Genomic DNA, 5,852 nt, shown 5'->3' with positions numbered 1-5,852 from the left:
TCTATGTAGTTCTGATAGAGCTCCAGCGCGGCTTGCTGAGAAAAGTTGGTAACGACCAGGCCTGTAAAGCCGCCGTCAAAAAGAACAAAGCAGCCAATGTCAGGTTTAAGGCTAGTTTTATTGATTTTTTGTACCATTGCAGAGTAGCCGATCTGGCTATCTGTAGCAGTGGATAGAACATTAGAAATTGACTGACAAAGTTTTAGCAGGATGTCGTCTGTAGTGATGGTTTTCGTTTTTTTCATTGTGTACTCGGTACCTAGCTTGCATTTATCGGCAGTGTGTCATCAAACGCTATTAATTGCACAGCCTTAAAGAAAGCGGGTTGATATGGCTCACTGTTTTATAGCGAGACTAACAAAAATATGCTTAATCAACGACACCTAAGCTCAAAAAGCAGGCTTAATGAGCTTAGGCAGACAGATGTATCAGGCGAAGCGGTTCTCTAGGTAGTTAATGATGTCGTTAGATTCGTACATCCACTCGACATCTCCATTCTCACCTTCAATACGCAGACAAGGGACTTTTCTTCGGCCTCCACCATTAACAAGTTCTTCTTCCCATTGCGCTTGTTTCGCGTCTCTGGTCGCCAGGGGAAGGTTGAGTCGTTTTGCGTGGCGTCTTACCTTAACGCAGAAAGGACAAGCTTCAAATTGGTAGAGATGGAGTTGAGCAACAGCATCGTTAATTTTTTTTTGTTCGGCTTCTGAGCGCTTGATTGACTTTGGAGTAAAAACGGTATTAAGCAGCAAAATTACCCGGCCTAATATCCAACGAATGACTTTCATAGAAGGCTATCCATGTTGTTATGATTTCTAACGGGGATTGTATTATAACGAGTGATATTTGATAACTAGAAAATCACAGAGGAATGATTGATAAGAATGTAAAGCATTTCATAACCATATTATTGGCATGGAATAATGTAGAGGTGAAATATGTTTACATGAACAATTCATGCAAATTAATCGTTACTATTAACTATTCATTATGTTTGTTAGACGATAAAAGCTAAAAATATCAGTGTGATATTTACCGGGGTACCCATAAAAACAAGTCTAATTAATAAGTACTAAATGATCTATAAGGTCTAAAAAGACGATCTAGCTCACTTATTAAATAAATTTCATACGCATCGATTATTATTCTATTGAATATTGATTATTATTAGACAGTCCATGGAAAACTTAGGAAGAAAATCAACGTGGTAAGGAAGCAGAACATTCTTATCTGTGATGATTCGCCGGTAGTGCACAGAGCCATGTCCAAGATGCTATCTGGGCAGGAAGATTTGACGCTGTTTTTTACCGAGAACGGAAAAGAAGGGCTCGAGTGCCTTTCCCGTCATGATATTGATGTGATGTTCCTTGATTTGACAATGCCTGTCATGGATGGCTTTGAGGTGTTGCAGGCTTTATCTAGCCGTGAACACCAGACTAAAATAATCATATTGTCTGCTGATGTTCAGCAGCAGGCAATGGAAAGGTGTATCGAACTCGGTGCGTATCATTTCCTCCCTAAGCCTTTTGACCCTGAGCACCTTATCTCGATATTGAATAAGTTCGATGTCTATGTAGTAGAAGAAATGGCTCCGTTTTTGCCTCATCGTAGTGGTGATGAATATATTCAGACGTTTAAGGAAGTGGCCAATGTCGCTTTGGGCCGGGGTGCTGCAATTATCTCTGATCACTTCGGAGAGTTCATTAAGATGCCGTTGCCGAATGTTGCCAGGTTATGTGCCGGGGAACTGGAGATGGCGATTGATGATATCAAGCAACAGAGTGAATCAGTTGCGATTGCACAGCGTTTTGTAGGGGGAGGCATTCATGGAGAAGCGCTGGTTTGCTTACGTGGTAAGGATGTTGATGTGTTTGGAGCCCGTATGGGTTTTAGCCAGGTTGATGAGCACAAGAGCGAAATTGTTATTGATATTGCCAACCTTATGGTGTCTTCGTTCTTAGTTGCGCTGTCTGAACAAATGAATATTCCTTTTTCGGTGCGTCAGCCTATTGTGCTGGAAGATTATATGGTATGGAGTGATAGTGAGAGTATTAAAACAGAGCTCTTCACTGTCGAGTATACCTATGAGGCTGAATCATTAGACTTGGAATGTGATGTTTTATTTATGATGGATAACAGCTCTACGCAGGTTATCAAGAAGATGATGGAAACTCTACATTGAATCAAGTAGCACTTGCTGATTTTCACTTAACCATGCAGGTAATGGATAATATAGATGCTGGTGTAGTGATCATTGATAAAGAATATAACGTCTGGGCGTGGAATACGTTTATGCAGGCATACAGCGGCATTACCTCTGAACAAATTATGGGTAAGAATTTGTTCGACGTTGTCGATGATCTGCCGGTGGAGTGGCTAAAAAATAAAATAGCATCCACCTTCAAATTGCGAATGCGTTCCTTTAGTTGCTGGGAAGACAGGCCAAGCATTTTTAACTTCTCCAACTTTAGCCCGGTCACTGGCGGTTCTTCATTGATGTTCCAGAATATGACCCTAACGCCGCTAAAATCGCTTAGTGGTGAATTATCACATATCTGCCTGACGATTACTGATGTCTCGGACATAGCCAAGAATAAAACACATCTTCGCGAATCAAACGAACAGCTAACGCATCTAAGCATGACGGACAGGCTTACCCAGCTTTATAATCGCGGCCACTGGGAAGCGTGCTTGGCTGAAGAGTTCGAACGATGCCGAAAGGCGAATATCCCGTCGACACTGGTTATGTTTGATATAGACCATTTCAAAAAGGTGAATGATACATTCGGGCATATTGCCGGGGATGGTGTTATTCGTAAAGTATCTAGCTTGCTACGGCGGACCAAAAGGCATAGCGATATTGCCGGACGTTATGGTGGCGAGGAGTTTGGTGTCATCTTACCGGGTACGTCCGCAGAGTTAGGGCTGTATTTTACTGAACGCTTGCGCAGCCGGGTCGAGGAAGCATCCGTCGCAGTCGATGTCCGAAATATCAGTGTGACTATCAGCCTCGGTGTTTGTGAATGGGCGCCCTGGATGCCAAGCTATGAAAAATGGCTGGAACTATCAGACAGTGCTTTGTATGAATCAAAGCAGAACGGTAGAAATCAAACGACTGTCTATACTAGGGAGCTATGCCAGGAACAGGAAAAGTCTTTACGAGCTGTTAGTGGCTGAGAAAGTATATACTGCGGTTTTGTCGCGAATTCTCTTTGATCGAGAGCAAGAACATCCGTTGACACTGTTGTAATTTTTTTGATTCTTCTTAGAATTGGAGAAAATTATTACTAATCCAAAGAAATATTATGGTTGTTGAGTCTGAAGGTTATCATGCGCTTATAGAATATTTTACCGAGCACCTGTCTTTATTTGAGCATGCAAGTAAAGACAGTTGTAGCGAAACGGTAGAAGATGTTGTGACAGACATGATAGCAACGAATCTCATGGCAGTATTCTCACAAAACCCTGATCTTGAAGCTGATTTTCGTTTTAAGTTAATGCAGGAAGCAGATAGAGTTGTTGAAGATTTATCGGAAGTACTTGCAGGTGCCTGGCGTTGTTGCCCGACCAATGAACAAATCGCATTCCTCGAGGATTATATTGGGTTGGTAAAAAACTTGTTTGATAGTGCGATTAGCCTCCAAGAAGGTTAAAACAGAGTTTCATCATAAGAAGGCAGCACAAGCTGCCTTTTTTGTGCCTGCGATTCGTATGTGTGATACCTAACACGTTAAATGCCCTCAAGATTTTATTGATAAGTCAAAAAATTGAAATCTTACCGTAACAATCCCTGAGTAAGTTACCGAGCTAAAAAATGGAAGCGCCACAATTGGTTACCACCATGTGCGCTTATTAAAACTGAAATCTTCGCTAGGAATAATGGCGCAAGGTTTATCAGGGACTTCTAAAAATGAAACAGACTAAGCTCGGTAAGACAAAGCTCTCGATCGTTACCTATATCCAGATAGTGTTTTTGTTGCTTGTCGCTACGGGAGGGCTCTTGTCCTTTGTTGGCAACAAGGGGTTGAATAATGTCTCACAAGAGTTTGAACGATTAAGCAAGCAGGCACTGCCGGTTGCAATGAACAATGCTGCTATTGTTCAGGGGGCGTTACAAACGGCGCAGCGGTTAGCTGAGATAACAAACAGCGATTCAGTTGAGGGACTAGAAACGGCTTACCAGCAGCTTCAGACTGATCAGCAGTCTGTTTTCTCTGCCATGAGCGCGCTGGAGGTGCTAGCTGATACCTACAAAATAGACTGGCTGACTAGAGATGTCGCTCGGTTTAAGAAGGAAATGAACCAGATAGAAGGAATGTCGTCAGACCTGAAGGATTCTCAACAGCAGATATTGCTTAATCGAGCCAAGGTTGAAGGTGATAAGGCAATGATGAGCTATGCCGTCTCGGGCGTAAGAGCTGAAATGAGCCGCTTGGGAATGGAGCTCTATAGCGATAACTCCGAAGGCCTGAATCATGTGAACAATTTCGTCAATCACTCGTTGGAAATGGCTAGTAACTTAATCGCGTTACTCATTGAAAAAGATCCTGTAAAAGCCAAGAAAATTGCACGGGAACTGAAAAGGACGAACCTCTCGGGAATGCAGTACGCTTGGCGTGAGCTTAATAGAATCGATAGCACCATCGCCGACTTTACCAGTGTTACTGTGCCACTGGAAATGGTTGAGGACTTATTCACCAAGCAGGGAATTGTCGAGCGTCATCTGCAAACACTGCAGCTAATGGATGCTCAATTGCTGAAAGTAGAACTGACTCAAGATGTGATAGCCTCTGTGATGAATGAGCTTGATACCCTGACAAATGGTGCCAACGTAATGGTCAGCGAAGGGGAGGCTGCGGTAATGGCTGCCAGTGAGAGTGCGATAACCCTGTTTGTTACCATTAGTATTGCGGGCTTGATACTTGCTATTGCATCAAGCGGTTGGATAAGCCGTACGGTAAGGACGTCGCTTAAGCGGATTGATCATGTGGTCAATGCAACCAGTAAAGGCGATCTCACTGCACGTGCGACCCAAAATGCACCCAAAGAGTTTGCTATTCTGGGCGGGTTGCTAAATCAGTCAAATATTAATAATAGTGAGATACTCGGCAAGCTGGTGGATAATAGCAACTGCTTAAATATAGCAGCAGAGTGTAGCCAGCAAGCGGCATCAAATTCACGTGTTGCACTGAAGCAACAAAGCAGTGAACTAACCAATATAGCAACAGCTATTTCTCAGCTGGAAAGCTCAATTAAAGAAATAGTTGTCAGTACTACCGAATCAGAGTCTGAAGCCGAACAGGCAAACAAGCTAGCTCTGCAAGGTGTCGAAATTATTGAACGCAGTACATCTGGGCTTCGCTCATTGGATCAGCAGTTTATAGTTAACGAACAGCGTATGGCAGAGCTTGGCAATCATGTGAACAAGATTACTGAAGTTGTCGAGCTGATTAGCTCTATTGCAGATAATACTAACTTGCTGGCGTTAAATGCAGCCATAGAGGCGGCCAGGGCAGGCGAGCAGGGGCGTGGTTTTGCTGTCGTTGCCGATGAAGTCAGGAAGCTGGCTAGCGAGACGAATCTGCAGACAGAATCAATACGTAAAACAATTAGTGAGCTTCATAGGGCCGCAAAAGATGCCAATGAAGCGATGGCAGTAAGTCGAACTGAGATGACCTCGTCGATTGATTTGAGTAGTGACGTTCAGGTTGCGATTGATAAAATTCAGCAAATGATAGCTTCCATTAACGACAAGGTGATTACGATTGCTGCGGCAACACAGCAGCAGGAGAATGCTTCTGTTGAGGTCGGACGAAGCGTAGAGCATGTTGCTAGTCAGGCCCAGACAAATA

At 43.2% G+C, this 5,852-nt stretch carries 6 protein-coding genes; 4 read left to right on the top strand and 2 right to left on the bottom strand.

The genetic code is table 11. From position 1 onward, the window contains the following. Both MHN01_RS14200 and MHN01_RS14195 read right to left on the bottom strand, forming a co-directional pair. Positions 1 to 245 (bottom strand): DUF3334 family protein (locus MHN01_RS14200; RefSeq protein ID WP_239411939.1); only part of this gene is annotated, 245 nt, incomplete at its 3' end. A 183-nt stretch (positions 246 to 428) separates the two neighbouring features. Next, entirely contained in the window at positions 429 to 788 is a 360-nt protein-coding gene (locus MHN01_RS14195; RefSeq protein WP_239411938.1) for a glutathione S-transferase N-terminal domain-containing protein, read from the bottom strand. Positions 789 to 1,261: 473 nt separating this feature from the next. On the opposite strand from MHN01_RS14195, the gene MHN01_RS14190 reads away from it, so the two are divergent. From MHN01_RS14190 to MHN01_RS14175, 4 genes are all read left to right on the top strand, one after another. Then, complete coding sequence (locus tag MHN01_RS14190) at positions 1,262 to 2,182, top strand: response regulator (protein ID WP_239411937.1); 921 nt, start codon at positions 1,262 to 1,264, stop codon at positions 2,180 to 2,182. Next, a complete protein-coding gene (locus MHN01_RS14185; RefSeq protein ID WP_239411936.1) occupies positions 2,179 to 3,177 on the top strand; it encodes a GGDEF domain-containing protein in 999 nt (332 codons plus the stop codon). Before MHN01_RS14190 ends, MHN01_RS14185 begins: the two co-directional genes overlap by 4 nt. A 128-nt stretch (positions 3,178 to 3,305) precedes the next feature. Then, positions 3,306 to 3,653, top strand: coding sequence for a DUF3802 family protein (locus MHN01_RS14180; protein WP_239411935.1), 348 nt, complete (start codon positions 3,306 to 3,308; stop codon positions 3,651 to 3,653). 257 nt (positions 3,654 to 3,910) lie between these two features. After that, positions 3,911 to 5,852, top strand: a 1,942-nt coding sequence (locus MHN01_RS14175) for a methyl-accepting chemotaxis protein (protein WP_239411934.1), incomplete at its 3' end; no start/stop codon positions are given.

It is taken from the genome of Photobacterium sp. OFAV2-7 (assembly GCF_022347985.1).
Classification (GTDB): Bacteria; Pseudomonadota; Gammaproteobacteria; order Enterobacterales; family Vibrionaceae; genus Photobacterium.
The sequence above is the reverse complement of the archived record's forward strand: the minus strand, read 5'-3'. Positions and strand labels throughout refer to the sequence as shown.